15 protein-coding genes are annotated in these 15906 nt (G+C 44.9%); 13 read left to right on the top strand and 2 right to left on the bottom strand.

The window, feature by feature from the left end; genetic code table 11:
• Position 1: 1 nt before the first annotated feature.
• On the bottom strand, positions 2–676 hold the full coding sequence (locus IGI86_RS15000; RefSeq protein ID WP_005233644.1) for a response regulator transcription factor: 675 nt from the start codon (positions 674–676) through the stop codon (positions 2–4).
• A 131-nt stretch (positions 677–807) separates the two neighbouring features.
• Here IGI86_RS15000 and IGI86_RS14995 point away from each other — a divergent pair, with 131 nt between their 5' ends.
• The 6 genes from IGI86_RS14995 to IGI86_RS14970 all read left to right on the top strand — a co-directional run bounded on the left by IGI86_RS14995 (position 808) and on the right by IGI86_RS14970 (position 7020).
• Complete coding sequence (locus IGI86_RS14995) at positions 808–1530, top strand: polyphosphate polymerase domain-containing protein (protein WP_196043801.1); 723 nt, start codon at positions 808–810, stop codon at positions 1528–1530.
• On the top strand, positions 1520–2197 hold the full coding sequence (locus IGI86_RS14990; RefSeq protein WP_005233649.1) for a DUF4956 domain-containing protein: 678 nt from the start codon (positions 1520–1522) through the stop codon (positions 2195–2197). The genes IGI86_RS14995 and IGI86_RS14990 overlap by 11 nt, the downstream gene beginning before the upstream one ends.
• A gap of 15 nt (positions 2198–2212) precedes the next feature.
• Complete coding sequence (locus IGI86_RS14985; protein WP_016621916.1) at positions 2213–4069, top strand: carbohydrate-binding domain-containing protein; 1857 nt, start codon at positions 2213–2215, stop codon at positions 4067–4069.
• A 170-nt stretch (positions 4070–4239) separates the two neighbouring features.
• Positions 4240–5724, top strand: coding sequence for an ABC transporter permease (locus tag IGI86_RS14980; protein WP_061053335.1), 1485 nt, complete (start codon positions 4240–4242; stop codon positions 5722–5724).
• Positions 5725–5734: 10 nt separating this feature from the next.
• Complete coding sequence (locus IGI86_RS14975) at positions 5735–6400, top strand: ABC transporter ATP-binding protein (RefSeq protein WP_008379404.1); 666 nt, start codon at positions 5735–5737, stop codon at positions 6398–6400.
• Positions 6401–6567: 167 nt separating this feature from the next.
• On the top strand, positions 6568–7020 hold the full coding sequence (locus IGI86_RS14970; protein ID WP_008379406.1) for a YaiI/YqxD family protein: 453 nt from the start codon (positions 6568–6570) through the stop codon (positions 7018–7020).
• A 52-nt stretch (positions 7021–7072) separates the two neighbouring features.
• Here IGI86_RS14970 and IGI86_RS14965 read toward each other — a convergent pair whose 3' ends face one another.
• On the bottom strand, positions 7073–8815 hold the full coding sequence (locus IGI86_RS14965; RefSeq protein ID WP_008379408.1) for an ABC1 kinase family protein: 1743 nt from the start codon (positions 8813–8815) through the stop codon (positions 7073–7075).
• Positions 8816–8997: 182 nt separating this feature from the next.
• On the opposite strand from IGI86_RS14965, the gene IGI86_RS14960 reads away from it, so the two are divergent.
• The 7 genes from IGI86_RS14960 to IGI86_RS14930 all read left to right on the top strand — a co-directional run bounded on the left by IGI86_RS14960 (position 8998) and on the right by IGI86_RS14930 (position 15842).
• Positions 8998–10092, top strand: a complete 1095-nt coding sequence (locus tag IGI86_RS14960) for a D-alanine--D-alanine ligase (protein ID WP_005233659.1) — start codon at positions 8998–9000, stop codon at positions 10090–10092.
• Between the two features lie 86 nt (positions 10093–10178).
• The gene (locus IGI86_RS14955; RefSeq protein WP_008379410.1) at positions 10179–11528 is read left to right on the top strand and encodes a UDP-N-acetylmuramoyl-tripeptide--D-alanyl-D-alanine ligase; all 1350 of its coding nucleotides are present in this window, start codon (positions 10179–10181) and stop codon (positions 11526–11528) included.
• Positions 11529–11818: 290 nt separating this feature from the next.
• Entirely contained in the window at positions 11819–13345 is a 1527-nt protein-coding gene (gene cshA, locus IGI86_RS14950) for a degradosome RNA helicase CshA (RefSeq protein ID WP_005233663.1), read from the top strand.
• Between the two features lie 202 nt (positions 13346–13547).
• Entirely contained in the window at positions 13548–13913 is a 366-nt protein-coding gene (gene acpS, locus IGI86_RS14945; protein ID WP_005233665.1) for a holo-ACP synthase, read from the top strand.
• A 121-nt stretch (positions 13914–14034) separates the two neighbouring features.
• A complete protein-coding gene (alr, locus tag IGI86_RS14940; protein ID WP_061053329.1) occupies positions 14035–15156 on the top strand; it encodes an alanine racemase in 1122 nt (373 codons plus the stop codon).
• A gap of 9 nt (positions 15157–15165) precedes the next feature.
• The gene (locus tag IGI86_RS14935; RefSeq protein WP_005227961.1) at positions 15166–15537 is read left to right on the top strand and encodes a type II toxin-antitoxin system PemK/MazF family toxin; all 372 of its coding nucleotides are present in this window, start codon (positions 15166–15168) and stop codon (positions 15535–15537) included.
• 8 nt (positions 15538–15545) lie between these two features.
• Positions 15546–15842, top strand: coding sequence for a hypothetical protein (locus tag IGI86_RS14930; protein ID WP_016612926.1), 297 nt, complete (start codon positions 15546–15548; stop codon positions 15840–15842).
• The last annotated feature ends 64 nt before the right edge of the window (positions 15843–15906 follow it).

Raw genomic sequence — 15906 nt, 5'->3', positions numbered from 1 at the left:
ACTAGGCTCCTTGCATAATATAGCCGACATTTCGCAACGTACGGATCTCTTTGTCGATTCCTGTCTGGCGCAAGTGTTTTCGCAGATTGCTCATGTAGACTTCTACGACAGTCAGGGTCGTTTCTGAATCGAACCCCCAGATGCGATCAAAAATCTGTTCCTTGGTCAAAATAATGTTTCTATTTTGTAGAAAATAGAGCAGTAGCTCAAATTCTTTCCCTTGAATCGGTAAAAGCTCCCCTTGATAGCTGACCTCGTTGGTGCCAAGGTTACAGAGCAACCCATTATATTCCAGTGTATTTTCATTGAACAAACCTAAGGAGCGTTTTAGCAACGCTTTGATCCGCATCAATAATTCTTCCCGATAAAAAGGCTTAGTCAAATAATCATCAGCCCCTTTTTGAAAGCCGGTTACTTTGTCTTCTAAGCCGTCTTTGGCTGTTAAAATCAGGACGGGTGTTTGGAGTCCTTTTTTTCGTAATGCTGAAAGCACCTCATAGCCGTTCATCTCAGGCATCATCAAGTCAAGAATAATCAAGTCATAGATCCCCGTTTCCGCCTCGTACAAGCCTTCACTGCCATCATATGCTTGCGTGACTTCACCGATTTCGCTGACGATCTCTTTCATATTTTCAGATAATGTTTTGTCATCTTCGATTACTAATAATTTAATCATGTTCCCACCTCTTTAAGGATAAGAATAGCACGAATAGCATAAAAAATGCTTAAAAAAACTGTTTTGTCTTAAGCTGCATTTAAGATAGCTGCCGTAAATTCAGTGCATGGATTTCAAGGGAGGAACATTTTATGAAATTAAAAAAAGTCTTTCAAAGAAAAGAGACGAAATATCTATTAACTAAGGAGCAATTTCCAGCATTTCTTGGCGAGTTGCAGCAAAAAATGACGATCGATGAATATGGGCAACACACGATTATGTCCTTGTATTACGATACCCGGGATTACCGCTTTATTCGTCATTCGATGGACAAACCGAAATACAAAGAAAAATTTCGGGTCCGCAGCTATGGGGTACCGACAGAGCAACAGTTGATTTTTTTAGAGATCAAGAAGAAAGTCAGTGGCGTGGTCTACAAACGCCGCGTTCCGATGCCCTATGCTGACTATTGCCGCTGGATGCAAACGGGGGTCTTGCCGTCAATGGAGGAAGCCCCGCAAATCGCCGCGGAGATCCACTGGTTATTTAAGAAAAACCCGGACCTGCTGCCGAAAGTATTGATTGCCTATGATCGCCTGTCGCTGTTTGTTGATGATGATAGTGAATTTCGTGTGACGTTCGATCAAAACATTCGCTTTCGCACCTGTGATCTCATGTTAGGTTCCGGCAGTGACGGTGCGCTAGTCGCACCGGAAGTCGGAGTGTTGATGGAAGTCAAAGCCCTCGGCTCTTATCCAATATGGTTTGTGGAACTGCTGAACAAATACAGTGTGCGCAAAGGCAGCTTTTCAAAATATGCCCAAACCTATCAACGGCATTTATTCAAGAAGGAGGAACGGTTACATGTTATCTAGTCTATTTTCTGGCGATACGAGCACCCTTGAATGGAGTAGCTTATTGATCTGTATCGCCGCCTCATTGCTTTTAGGATTATTAGTGGCAGCGATCCATATGATCCGCAATGTCTATACGAAAAACTTCGTCATTACCTTGGCAGTCTTACCGATTCTCGTTCAATCGGTGATCATGCTAGTCAACGGCAATCTTGGCACAGGGGTGGCGATCTTAGGTGCCTTCAGTTTGATTCGTTTCCGCTCGGTTCCCGGGGGTTCTAGAGAGATTACCAGCGTCTTTTGGTCGATGGGGATCGGTCTGGCAACTGGGATGGGGTATGTCGGCTATGTTGTCATTTTTTCCATTATCGTGGCGCTTTTCTTGACCCTTTTATATACGATGCCCTTTGGCGATCGACAAGCCACGAGTGAACGGGAACTGAAGGTCACGATTCCGGAAGATTTGGATTATCCACAATTATTCGATGATCTCTTTGAAAAATATACGCATTCTGCCAAACTGACATCGGTTCGAACGACGACGATGGGAAGCTTGTATGAATTGCGCTATCAGTTGCTGTTAAAAGACCAAGCGCAAGAAAAGCAAATCATTGATGAAGTTCGGGTTCGTAATGGCAATTTACCTGTTGTTTTAGGCAAGCTCACCGCTAACCGCGATGAGCTGTAGAAGGAGGAACCTTTTATGAAAAAACTCATTTATCCACTCTTGCTCTCATCGCTGCTCTTAGGCGCTTGCGGGCAAACCGATAGTACTAGCACGAGCAGCAGTTCCAGTTCCGCAGCAGCAGTTTCCGGTTCTGCCGCAGTGACCAACGTTTCAACGACCCTTGATGATTCTGTGGACTATTACGGTAGTTACGAAGAAGAAGATGTTGATGCTTCCTACGATGAGGCAACTGCTACGCAACTTGAATTGAATGGCAGCGACACGACGGCTGTTGATGGCGTTTCAGTGGAAGACCAAACCGTGACGATCACCCAAGCCGGCACCTATGTCGTCAGCGGGTCGTTAAGTAATGGCCAACTGGTTGTCAACGTCAACAAAGAAGAAAAAGTCCATCTGATCTTTGCTGGTGTCACGATCACCAATGAAGACGGGGCGGCCGTCGTCATCGAACAAGCAGAAAAAGTCATCACGACCTTAGCCAGTGATACGACGAATACTCTGACGGATGGCAGCAGCTACACCTTGGCTGAAGGCGAGACAGAACCAGATGCTGCCTTTTATAGTAAAGAAGATTTGTCCATCAACGGCGATGGGACGTTGGTGATCACAGGAAATTACAGCAACGGATTGCGCAGCAAAGATGATTTGGTTTTAGCAGGTGGTACGATTGAAATCACAGCGAAAAACAACGCCATCAAAGGAAAAGATTCCGTATCGATCTTGGCGGGGAACTACACACTGAACACCACTGAAGGAGATGGTATCCAAGCGAATAATACGGAAGATGCGGAAAAAGGCTACGTTGCGATCGATGGTGGTACCTTTACGATCCAAAGTGGTCGTGACGGGATCCAAGCAGAAACAAATTTAAGCATCCAATCAGCTGATATCACGATCAAAACGGCTGACGGAGCCCAAAGTCAGTCGCTAGTGACGGATGAAAGTTACAAAGGATTGAAAGCTGGCGGTGTGATGACCATCAGCAGCGGCACCTTTACGATCGATAGTGCGGATGATAGCTTGCATGCCAATGATACGATCAACATTGCAGGTGGCACGATCACTGCCAGCAGTGGCGATGATGGGATCCACGCCGACAATGAATTGACGATCTCCGACGGAACGATTTCTATCGAAGAATCCTATGAAGGATTAGAAGCAAGTGTAATCACGATTGCAGGTGGCACGACACACGTCGTGGCTAGCGATGATGGGATCAATGCCGGTGGTGGCAGTGATACGGATGAAACAACGGGACAATTTGGTCAAGACAGTTTTGGCGGCGGCCCTGGCGGCGGCGATACCGCGGATGACAGTAAACAGATCACGATCACTGGTGGAACGTTGGTCATTGATGCCGAAGGGGATGGCCTGGATAGTAATGGCAATGTCACCATGAGTGATGGCGTCGTCATCGTAAATGGTCCAACGACCGGTGGCAATGGTGCTTTGGACTATAACGGCACATTTGAACTCACCGGCGGCGTCTTGTTAGCGGCAGGCACGACCGATATGGCCATGAACGTTAGCGGTGGTAGTCAACAGTCGATCGGAATCAGTTTCGATCAAACCCAATCAGCCGAGACCCTAGTGACCTTAAAGGACAGTCAAGGTCAGACGATCTTGTCCTATGCCCCAAGCAAAAGCTACCAACACGTGGTTCTTTCCAGCCCAGATTTGACCGATAGCAGCTATACGTTGGTCAGTGGTGGGACGAATGATGCACAAGCAGTCTCCGGTTATTATGCTGGCGGAACCCTCAGTGATGGGACAGAGTTAGGAACATTGTCCGTCACGGATACTATCGCTAACTTGACCCAATCAGGTGCAACAGCGACAACCAATCAGATGGGCGGTGGTTTTGGTCGTTAGTTGAAGTTTCACCGATCATCACCAAATGGTTATCAATAAATCGAACAGATCGCAGGAAGCCGTTGCGGTCTGTTTCTATGATTCAAAAAATCAGGAGACGGTTTAAGGTCAATTTAAGCTAGGATCCTTATAGTCGAAAGACAATAAATAGCTATTCAGGAGGAACAAAGATGAATTTTTTGAAACGAGGTCTCCAAAGTTTATGGGCGAAAAAAGGCCGGAGCCTGTTGCTGATCGCCGTATTTTCTGCAATCTTGATTTTTGTATTGGCGGGTCTGACGATTCGCAGTGCGGCACTAGTAGCGACTGAAAATGCCCAGAAAAGTGTTGGCGCAACTGTGACGTTGCAAGCAAACCGCGAGCAGGCTTTTCAGCAAAGGAGCTCTTCTTCTGACAGCGATGACCAAAGCACCCGACCAGATCCAGGGAGTTTTCAATCGACACCAGTAGCGATTACTGATGCCCAAGCGATCGCCGATTTAGACGGGGTTGCCTCATATAGTTTTGAAGTCAGCACCTCTGCTGATGCCGTCAGCGGGATCGAACCGATCTCCAGCAGTGACTCATCGACAGAGTCAGAAGCAACCGATAGCAGCGAGACGGGGCAAATGGACGGTATGCCAGGAGGAATGCCTGGCGGTAATATGAGTACGGGTGATTTCCAAATCACTGGTGTATCAAGCAGTGCGGCGTATACGACTTTTTCGGAAGGAACAGCGACGATCACGGATGGAGAAGGAATTACTTCTGAGGATGAAGGTACGAACCAAGTCCTGATCGAATCCTCACTAGCTGAAGCGAATGATTTGGCGGTCGGAGATACGTTTTCGATCACTGATGCAGAGGACAATGAAGTAGACGTGACGATCAAGGGAATCTATGAAACGAGTGAAGTTGGCAACAGCATGAGCCAAATGTTCAACTTTCTCAATCCAGCCAACACGATCTTTGCTTCTTATACCCTTGCCAATACGTTGAGCGGCAATGAGGACACCATTGACTCGGCAACCTATACCTTGAGTGATCCGTCTGAGATGACAGCATTCGTGGAAGAAGCGGAAGGGTTGATCGATACAGAAACCTACAGCATTCAAACCAACGATCAAATGTATCAGTCGATGCTGACACCATTGAATAATGTCGCTAGCTTTGCAAAAAATATTATTGTGTTAGTTGCTGCTGCCGGTATCATTATTTTGACGTTGATCGTGATGATGTCGATTCGGGAACGTCGCTATGAGATTGGTGTATTGCTCTCTTTAGGCGAGTCACGGGCCAAAGTGATCTTACAGTTTTTCACAGAGATTTTTGTCTGTATGGTATTTGCTTTAGGGATCGCGGCCGCTAGCGGCAATCTTGTCGGGAATGCCGTCGGAGAGCAATTGTTGGCACAACAAACAGAGACAACGACTGATCAAGCAGCCACTGAAAACGCTGGTCCTGGAGGCGGGGAGATGCCGCAAATGGGCGGAAATCGTGGTGGTTCTTTCCCATCCTTCACCCAATCAGCAGAAGTGGAGTCCTTGGAGATCACCGTTTCCCCTCAACAAATTGGTTTATTGGCATTACTCGGTCTAGGGATCAGTTTTGGCTCGATCTTACTCTCTTCCGCGGGCATTTTGCGGTTGAATCCGAAAAAAATCTTGGTTTCTTAGGAGGAACGACATGACATTACGAACAGAACAATTAGGATATTGGTATCAAAGCGAAGCAGAAGCGCTGTTTCGTGACGTTGATTTGACCTTTGAACCTGGCAAGATGTATGCGATCTTAGGTTCTAGCGGATCGGGGAAAACAACCTTCCTGTCGCTGATCACGGGCCTAGATACCCCGAAAGAAGGAAAGATCCTTTACAACGAAGAAACGTTAGCAAAAATCGGATTGCGAGAATACCGCCGCAAAGATGTTTCCATCGTGTTCCAAGCGTATAATCTATTGCCTTATATGTCGGCACTGGACAATGTGATCACAGCCATGGCGATCGCGAAGTCGCAGCAAGCCGATAAAAAGGCCTATGCTTTAGCCAACTTAGCCAAAGTTGGTATCACGGAAGAACTGGCACTGAAAAAAGTGACCCAATTATCGGGTGGGCAACAGCAACGGGTCGCTATCGTTCGCGCGTTGTGCTGTGAACATGAACTGATCGTGGCTGATGAACCGACTGGAAACTTGGATGAAACGACATCTAAAGAAATCGTCAAACTATTTCAAGAAATTGCCCATGAGCAAAAAAAATGTATCATCTTAGTGACCCATGAACAAGAAGTAGCAAAGGCTTGCGATGTCGTTTATGAGTTGAAGGAACGAGCATTTTCTAAAATTGAAAGGTGAGCTTTGCGTATGGTAACTGCTAGTTAGTGAGACAAAGATCGTCATTCTTATTCCCTCATTGAGCAAGACTGAAATGAAAATACCGCAAAGTCTGCTTGCATCTTCTAGGTGCTCCTCTTACAATAGAAGTAATTGTAAAAGAAGGAACTTTTGAGAGGAGCAAGCAGATGCGGCTTTTTATTGACGGCGACGGTTCGCCGGTGAAAAATGAAGTGATTGAACTGGCTCAGCAGTATCAGCTGCCGGTAGTGATCGTGACCAGTGTCGATCATTATACGACCAAAGACTATCCCGCCCATGTCCACTTTGTCTATGTCGACAAAGGCTCGGATCGCGCGGATTATGAAATCGTGAAGGAGATAGAACCCGGCGATTTTCTCGTCACCCAAGATTATGGCTTAGCCTCGTTAGTCTTGCCCAAAAAAGCACGAGTTTTTCACCATAACAGTACTGAGTATTTGCCAGAAACGATCGATTTTTTATTAGGTCAACGCTACTTAGGTGCGCAGATGCGTAAAGCAGGCAAGCGCACAAAAGGACCGAAGCCCTTTACGAAAGAGGATCGGGAAGTCTTCAAACGAATCTTTGAAAACGAATTGCGACAGACCCTTGCAAAATAAGCACCCTCAAGACCCAGCTTCTGCATGAAACACGGGAATTGAAGGTGCTTATTTATTTCTTACGAAAACGATCATAAAAGTATTTGCCGACTAAAGCTACGATCGCGAAAAATGCCAAGGTATATCCGAAGATCCCCATCTGATGGACGAAGGCTCCTTGTTGCGGGCTGGCGACCACCAATAAGGAAGAGCCAAGGATGACCGCAGCTAGAATAATACCGATCACCAGTCGATTGACCATCTGATCAAAGCGATCCAATAGCTGTTTTTGTTCGCGGATCTCTAAATTTAACCGGTGTTTACCAGTGGCAAAAGTGTCTAAGACAGCCAAGGTCCGATCAGGAAGATGGCTAAGTGCCCGCAAGCTTTTTGCGGTTGCCAAGGCGCTTTTTTTCACCTCGTCTTCAATACTCAGCTGCTGTAAGAAATATTTTTGTGCAAAAGGCTGAGTGACTTCCATCATTGATAATTCGGGGTCTAAGGCTTTGATCACACCTTCCAAGGTGCCAAAAGCCTTAATCAGCAAGGTGATGTCTCGATGCATCTGCAGTTGGTTATCATGGCAGATCGTGATGACTTCCCCCATCACTTTTTGCAAGTCGATATCCTTTAGCGGCATATTATAGTAGTTTTCAACAAATTTTTGAAGATCCTGATAGAAGGCGACTTCATCAAAGGAACTGCCGCTGCTGTTGCACAAACGCAAGACAGCTTTGCCGACTTCTTGGGTGTCTTGGGTATACAAAGCAATCAATGCATCAGCTAAGCGACTGCGTAATGACTGATCCAAGTGTCCCATCATCCCAAAATCTAAGAAAATCACTTGGTAAGGCGGCATAATCGCTTCTTCTTGCCACTTCAATGAATAATCAACACCGCCGAGGACACCGACGCGCTGTTTGACTTGGAATGGTTTTGGTCGATTGGCTTGATCTGTGAAGACATGTAAAAAAAGATTGCCAGGATGCGGATCAGCGTGAAAGAAGCCATCTTCAAAGACTTGCTTCATAAAGTTTTCGACTAATAGCGTTCCCACTTGTTTTTTCACTGCTTTCACGGACTGATTGTCATAAACGATATCTTGATTGCTGCGGGTCAGCAAGCAGTTCAAACTTTCACCGGCCATGTAATCCATGACTAATACTTTTTGGGTGCACCATTCGGGATAAACTTTTGGCAATGCCAATTGCGGGTTTTGGTGATTGTTACGGTAGAATTCCTGCGCATTTTTCATCTCTTGCAAAAAATTTGTTTCATTGGCAAGGGATCGTCTGACTTCGCTTAACACGCTTTTTAAATCCACCACATTGGCTTCTGGAATTGCACGAACCAACGGTAGAGCCTTTTCAAAAAGATCGAGATCCACTTGAATCGCCGCAATGATTCCCGGATGCTGCACTTTGACGATCACTTCTTTGCCGCTGATCAAGTTTGCTCGGTGGGCTTGTCCGATGGAAGCTGAGGCGACTGGGATTTCATCAAAAGCGGAAAAAACTTCCGTTAGTGGCTGCTGTAGTTCTGCTTCCAGCAGTGCTTTGACCTTGGGAAATGGATCACTTTTGACATTGTCTTGTAACTGCTTGAAGGCATCAACGAAAGTGCTGGAAAGCAGGTCATTGCGGACCGAAAGCATCTGCCCGATTTTGATAAATGTTGGTCCTAATTCTTCAAACGCTTGACGCACCATTTCGGGATGCTGCTGTTTGCTGATATTTTGAACGACTTTGTATTTCAAAAAGACTTGAAGGATTTGTTTTAATCGTCCTTTTCTAGAAGGAGCAGTTTGTTCTGTCATAGGTCCCACCTCTTTAAACGTGCCGTGATATATTCATAGTACTGACAAAATGAAAAACATTCAACTAACGACTGTGTAAGCTTAAAGAAATTTCTGCAAGATTTAATGCCGGTTGGTCGATTTTGTGCTAAAATGTGGAAGACTTAGTTTGGTAGAATCAATGAATACAGGAGGAAATTCTTTTGAAAATCATTTTATTATACGGGGGACGCAGTGCAGAGCATGAGGTATCACTGTTATCCGCTTTTTCAGTTGTTAATGCTGTATATTATAATTACTACCAAGTTCAATTAGTAATGATCACTAAAGAAGGACGCTGGTTAAAAGGCCCATTATTGTCTGAGGCGCCAACGTCACCAGATACTTTGGCATTGACCAACGAAGAGACCAAAGGGGAAGAAATTTCACCTGGGGCCATCTATGAAGAAGACGCGATCGTCTTTCCATTGCTCCATGGACCAAACGGCGAAGACGGCACGATCCAAGGGTTTTTAGAAACCATCGGAATGCCTTATGTCGGAGCCGGTGTCTTGACTAGTGCCTGCGGGATGGACAAAATCATGACCAAGTACATCTTGCAAGCTGCGGGAATTCCGCAAGTTCCCTATGTACCAGTCTTGAAAAATGCGTGGAAAGAAAATCCGAAAAAGATTTTCGATCAATGTGAAGGCAGTCTGCTTTATCCGATGTTTGTCAAACCTGCCAACATGGGCTCAAGTGTCGGTATCTCGAAAGCCGAGAACCGTGAAGAACTGCAAAATGCGCTACAAGAAGCGTATCGCTATGATACCCGAGCGATCGTTGAACAAGGAATCGAAGCCCGTGAGATCGAAGTCGCTGTTCTTGGAAACGAAGACGTGCGGACCACCATGCCGGGAGAAATCGTAAAAGATGTTGCGTTTTATGATTACAATTCCAAATACATTGACAACCGAATCGAGATGCAGATTCCTGCACAAATTCCCGAAGAAACACAAGCCAAAGCCCAAGAGTTTGCGAAAAAAGCCTATACGATGTTGGGCGGCAGTGGGTTGAGCCGTTGTGATTTCTTTTTGACCAATAAAAACGAGCTCTTTTTAAATGAGCTGAACACGATGCCGGGATTCACTGAATTCAGCATGTACCCATTGCTATGGGAAAAGACCGGATTGCCGTATGGTGATTTGATTGAAGAATTGATCCAATTAGGGATGAATCGTTTCAACCAAAGACGTTCTTTCTTGACGAATGTGGAAGAAGCAGAAGTTGAAGCAGAGAATGAAAAAGAAGCAGAATAAATAGCAGGAAGAAAGCCAGCTCAACTCAAGGAAAATACTTGAAGCGATCTTGGGCTTTCTTTTTTTGTAAAAAAGGAGCGAAACTGATGAATTTTACTGTAAAAGAAGCCGCTGCCGTATTTGGTCAGCCAATTGAAAATGAGACACCACTTGCCTCTGTGGAGTTTGACAGCCGTCTAATCAAAGAAAACAGTCTTTTTGTTCCCTTGGCGGGGACTCGGGATGGACATGAATTTGCCCAACAAGCCAAAGACAATGGTGCGATCGCGACATTGTGGAGTCATCCCACCATCCAACCACCGCAAGGCATCCTTGTGATCCCCGTCAAGGATACTGTCAAAGCGTTCCAACAGTTAGCACGAGCCTACAAAGAAAAACTTGCGCCAAAAATCATCGCTATTACCGGAAGTAATGGGAAAACAACCACAAAAGATATGGTAGACGCGGTTATGGCACAAAAATACCAGACCTACAAAACTCAAGGTAACCATAACAATGAACTAGGCGTGCCTTTGACTATCTTGCATGCACCAGAAGATACGCAAGTGTTGATTTTAGAAATGGGAATGGACCATGCAGGAGAGATCGAAGTCCTTTCGCGCTTAGCAGAACCTGATGCTGCTGCTATCACGTTGATTGGCGAAGCCCACATTGAAAACTTAGGGTCCAGAGAAGGGATCGCCAAAGCCAAAATGGAGATCACCGCAGGATTGAAAAAAGACGGCTTCTTTATGATGCCGGCGGATGAACCATTGTTAGACCCCTTTGTTCCTAACTTGACGCAGCCCATTGAAACTTTTGGCTTAACAGAGGGAGATCTGCAAGGAGACATCGTAGAGGAATCGCAAGATCAAACGATTTTTACGGTAGCAGGTACGACTTTTACCTTACCGGTATTAGGCGGTTATAATGTCAAAAATGCCTTGATCGCGATTGGTTTAGGACGTCATTTTGGTGTATCAAATGAAGCCATCAAGGAGGGCTTGGCGCATTTTCAATTAACGAAAAATCGGACCCAATGGGTGACTGCCGGTAATGGAGCAGCGATTTTGAGCGATATTTACAATGCCAATCCGACTGCCATGGGTCTCGTATTGGATAGTTTCCGCAAATTGCCGTTAGAAGGACGACGGATCGCCGTATTGGCAGATATGCTTGAATTAGGACCAGATTCTGCACAAATGCACGAGCAGATGGCCGCACATTTAGATGACTCGTTCCAACTAGTTTTTCTTTATGGCAAAGAAATGCAAGCATTGCAAAAACGACTAGCTCAGTCACCACTTGCTGACAAGGTGCGCTATTTTGCGACAGATGAAAAACCACAACTGATCGCCTCCTTAAAGGAAACTTTAGAACCTTCCGACAGCTTGGTAATCAAAGGGAGCAATGGCATGGGCTTGAGCGAAGTCGTTGATGCACTAAAAGGAATGTAAAGCGGAGTTGAAATCTTGCTGAAACTTTCAAAACGTGTTATACTTATCTAACGCCGAAAGATGAAGCACAGAATGATTACTGTAAAAAACATTGACGTTTTGAGATAAAATGATGGCTGAGACAAACAACACTTGTTTTAGCCTTTTATAATGCCTTCGTGAAGCGGTTTTTCGGTACCGAGAGAAAGATAAGAGTAAATGGGACTACTCTTGTGTTTCTGAAGAACTAACCTACGCTTCGATGATAGAAAAACAGGCATCGAAAAGATGACCAGCCTAGGAGGATCCATTTGAAATTTAAAGATCTAGAATTATCCAACGAATTATTGACTTCTGTTGAGCGTGCCGGCTTTGAAGAAGCAACACCCATCCAAGAAGCAACGATTCCATTAGCCTTAGCAGGCAAAGACGTGATCGGTCAAGCACAGACCGGTACTGGTAAAACCGCCGCATTTGGTTTGCCAATGTTAGAAAAAATCGACCCAGCGAACCATCAACTACAAGGATTAGTGATTGCCCCAACCCGTGAATTAGCGATCCAAACCCAAGAAGAATTGTATCGTCTTGGTAAAGACAAAAAAATTCGCGTTCAAGCAGTTTACGGTGGAGCCGATATCGGCCGTCAAATCCGTCAATTAAAAGATCGTCCCCATATCGTAGTTGGTACGCCAGGACGTATGTTAGACCATATCAACCGCCACACCTTAAAATTAGGTACGGTTGAAACGCTTGTATTAGATGAAGCAGACGAAATGTTGAACATGGGCTTCTTGGAAGATATTGAAAAAATCATCAGCCAAGTGCCAGATGTTCGTCAAACGTTACTATTTTCAGCAACAATGCCGCCAGCAATCAAAAATATCGGCGTGAAATTCATGAAAGAGCCTGAACATGTTCAAATCAAAGCCAAAGAAATGACCGCTGATTTGATTGATCAATACTATGTTCGCTCAAAAGATTACGAAAAATTCGATGTCATGACTCGTTTGTTGGATGTGCAATCACCAGAATTGACGATCGTTTTCGGTCGTACGAAACGTCGTGTTGATGAATTGGCACGTGGTTTAGAAGCCCGTGGCTACAAAGCTGAAGGCATTCATGGGGACCTTTCTCAACAAAAACGGATGAGCGTTTTACGTTCATTTAAGAGTGGTCAATTAGATATCTTAGTTGCCACAGACGTAGCAGCTCGCGGATTAGATATTTCTGGTGTTACACACGTTTACAACTACGATATCCCTCAAGATCCTGAAAGCTATGTTCACCGGATCGGACGTACAGGTCGTGCCGGAAAAGGCGGAATGTCAGTGACTTTCGTTACACCAAACGAAATGAGCTACTTGCATGTCATTGAAAACTTAACGAAAAAACGGATGACACCAATGCGCCCACCAACCGAAAAAGAAGCTTTTAAAGGTCAATTAGGTGCCGCAATCGAATCTGTTGAAACAAAATTGGATGAAAATGGTTTGGATAAATACTTGCAAGCAGCCGACGATCTTTTGGAACGTTATTCTGCACAAGATTTAGCAGCACTGCTTCTAAAAACAATGGCGAAAGATCCAGCTGATTTAGAACCAGTCAAAATCACACCAGAACGCCCATTACCTCAAGGAAAAAAATCATTCAATAAAAACGGACGTCGCAGCAATAACAGCAATGGCGGCAATCGTAACCGCAAAGAAAACGGTGGGAACCGTAGCGGCGGCAACGGCAATAAAGCCCGTGGTAACTATTCAAAAGATGGTGCCCGTAAAAACAATCGCCGTAGCAACGACAAAAAACGCGGTTTCGTTATCAGAAATAACCAAGACTAATTGAGTTTGTGGACCTTGTAAGGAAACTTGCAAGGTCTTTTTTATATAAAAAACAAATACGAGCAAATGAAAATCTTAATCTCCGTATAAACTCGTCAGATTTGAATGGTAATTCGCCATTTTTTTGGTAGAATGGTAACTAGCTAAACAAGGGCCAATTCCAATTTGGAAACCCCTATCTTAAGTAAAGGTAGCGAGAAGAATGATTAAAGGAATCGGGATCGATGCAGTCGAGCTGCCTCGAATGAAAGAATTAATTGAAAAAAAACCTCAGTTTATAACGCGTATTTTAACAGAGAAGGAAGCAAAATTATTTGCCCGTTTGCCCCTGAAACGTCAGGTAGAGTTCCTCGGGGGGCGCTATGCCTGCAAAGAAGCGTTCTCCAAAGCTTGGGGGACAGGGATCGGCAAAGTTTCTTTTCATGATATTGAAGTCTTGACCAATGAATTCGGTGCACCGATCGTTACCAAAGCACCGCACCCTTTAGAAAAAACGTTTGTCAGTATCACCCATACAAATGATACTGCCTTTGCACAAATTATCTTAGAAGTATCGGATAGTGAGTAACCTGAGTGGAAGTCGTCACTTGGTGAAAAAACTACGATACTTTATGGACGAACAGCCGACTACATAAAACCAACTTAATTTGTTTGTCTGATCAAGCATTAGTAGAAAGAAGGAACTGGAAATGGTGGTTGCTTACCATAGACCAACGAAAGCGATTATTGATACGACCGCGATTACCGAAAACATCAAAAATGAGATTGCTCACTTACCAAGCGAGACGTTTCTTTTTGCGGTGGTAAAAGCCAATGGGTACGGACACGGAGCGGTACAAACTGCTCAAGCAGCCAAAGAAGGCGGTGCAGCCGGTTTTTGCGTTGCGACGATCGATGAGGCAATCGAATTGCGAGAAGCAGGAATCACTGACCCGCTGCTGATTTTAGGGGTTGTGAACGTGCAAGATATTCCCTTACTTGCAGAATACGATTTTTCTTTTCCAGTCGCTTCGATGGACTGGTTGGTAGAAGCCGGTACTTATTTGGAGGAGAATCCTATAAAGACACCGCTTAAAGTACATGTCAAAGTGGATACCGGCATGGGGAGAATCGGTTTTTTGACCCCAGAAGAAGTGCTTCAAGCCGTTCTTTGGTTGGAAACTCATCCCACATTTGATTGGGAAGGAATCTTTACCCATTTCTCCACAGCCGATCAAGCTGATACAACTTATTGGGAAACACAGCACCAGCGGTTTAAAGAAGTCTTAACTGTTTTGCCTTATTTGCCGACATATATACATACAGGCAATAGCGCGACCTCCTTGTGGCACAAAGAGGCCGTTGGGAATATGGTCCGTTTTGGGATCGCGATGTATGGATTGAATCCGTCAGGTCATGCATTGAAGGAACCATTTTCCTTAAAACCAGCCCTTTCACTTGTTTCTGAACTGATCCAAGTGAAATTACTTGAAAAAGGAGCGGGGATTGGCTATGGTGAGACATATATCACGCCCCGTCAGGAATGGATCGGCACTGTGCCTATCGGTTATGCGGATGGCTGGTTACGAAAAATGCAAGGCTTCTCACTCTTAGTAGAAGGCGAACCTTGTGAAATCGTCGGTCGGGTGTGTATGGATCAACTGATGATTCGTTTGCCGCGAGCCTTTGCTGTCGGTACAACGGTCACGTTGATTGGTGAGAATCATGGGAAACGAATTACGATGCAGGATGTTGCAGACCAGTTAGAAACGATTCACTATGAAGTAGCGTGCACCCTCTCAGCAAGGGTTCCGCGAGAATATAAAAGTTAGGGTGGTCCTATGGTAAAAAGGGGAGATATTTATTTTGCCGATCTTTCACCAGTCGTTGGATCGGAGCAAGGCGGAATACGACCGGTCTTGATCATTCAAAATGACTTGGGCAATCACTTCAGTCCCACCGTGATCATTGCGGCGATCACGGCAAAAATGGCGAAGCCGAAATTACCAACCCACATTGGGATTTCCGCTTCTTGCACAGGGATTGGCAAAGACTCCGTCATTTTGATGGAACAGATCCGCACGATCGACAAAAGTCGGTTGAAAGAAAAAGTTTGTCATTTAGACGATAAAGTGATGTGTGAAGTCGATGCTGCTTTGATGATCAGTATTGGTGTGGAGCCGACCTTTGCTACATCAACGATCGAGGTGTAAGACAAGCAATGGGGTATGTAGTATTAATAGTAGTTGTCATTTTATTGATTCTCTTTACTTATAAACATATTCGCCGTTTTCTTTCAGAAACCAAAAAGCGCAACGAAACCATGGAACAAGGGTATTACCTTGTCAGTCATACATATGAAGAGAAACGGGAACAGACCCATTATTACGGCGTTTTTCAACAAGGAGACAAAGAACTGATATTAGAAATGTCACTCCAGCTTTATTTACAGCTACAGCCACCGCAACGGGGGATGTTGACCGCCAAAGAAGGCCGAGTCCTTTCTTTTGAAGGGTGATCATGTGAAGAAAGCAGTGCCCATGAGAGAGTATCTCTTCAAGGAAAAGCAAACAAGCAGGAAA

Source organism: Enterococcus sp. AZ188 (assembly GCF_050544075.1).
In the GTDB taxonomy this organism is placed as follows: Bacteria; Bacillota; Bacilli; order Lactobacillales; family Enterococcaceae; genus Enterococcus_D; species Enterococcus_D entomosocium.
Note: the sequence above shows the minus strand (reverse complement) of the source record. Positions and strands in the feature narration are given on the sequence as shown.

Excerpts from the sequence above, each read along its gene's own strand:
- IGI86_RS15000 (WP_005233644.1), bottom strand. The coding sequence starts at position 676 with ATGATTAAATTATTAGTAATCGAAGATGACAAAACATTATCTGAAAAT.
- IGI86_RS14995 (WP_196043801.1), top strand. The coding sequence starts at position 808 with ATGAAATTAAAAAAAGTCTTTCAAAGAAAAGAGACGAAATATCTATTA.
- IGI86_RS14990 (WP_005233649.1), top strand. The coding sequence starts at position 1,520 with ATGTTATCTAGTCTATTTTCTGGCGATACGAGCACCCTTGAATGGAGT.
- IGI86_RS14985 (WP_016621916.1), top strand. The coding sequence starts at position 2,213 with ATGAAAAAACTCATTTATCCACTCTTGCTCTCATCGCTGCTCTTAGGC.
- IGI86_RS14980 (WP_061053335.1), top strand. The coding sequence starts at position 4,240 with ATGAATTTTTTGAAACGAGGTCTCCAAAGTTTATGGGCGAAAAAAGGC.
- IGI86_RS14975 (WP_008379404.1), top strand. The coding sequence starts at position 5,735 with ATGACATTACGAACAGAACAATTAGGATATTGGTATCAAAGCGAAGCA.
- IGI86_RS14970 (WP_008379406.1), top strand. The coding sequence starts at position 6,568 with ATGCGGCTTTTTATTGACGGCGACGGTTCGCCGGTGAAAAATGAAGTG.
- IGI86_RS14965 (WP_008379408.1), bottom strand. The coding sequence starts at position 8,815 with ATGACAGAACAAACTGCTCCTTCTAGAAAAGGACGATTAAAACAAATC.
- IGI86_RS14955 (WP_008379410.1), top strand. The coding sequence starts at position 10,179 with ATGAATTTTACTGTAAAAGAAGCCGCTGCCGTATTTGGTCAGCCAATT.
- acpS (WP_005233665.1), top strand. The coding sequence starts at position 13,548 with ATGATTAAAGGAATCGGGATCGATGCAGTCGAGCTGCCTCGAATGAAA.
- alr (WP_061053329.1), top strand. The coding sequence starts at position 14,035 with ATGGTGGTTGCTTACCATAGACCAACGAAAGCGATTATTGATACGACC.
- IGI86_RS14935 (WP_005227961.1), top strand. The coding sequence starts at position 15,166 with ATGGTAAAAAGGGGAGATATTTATTTTGCCGATCTTTCACCAGTCGTT.
- IGI86_RS14930 (WP_016612926.1), top strand. The coding sequence starts at position 15,546 with ATGGGGTATGTAGTATTAATAGTAGTTGTCATTTTATTGATTCTCTTT.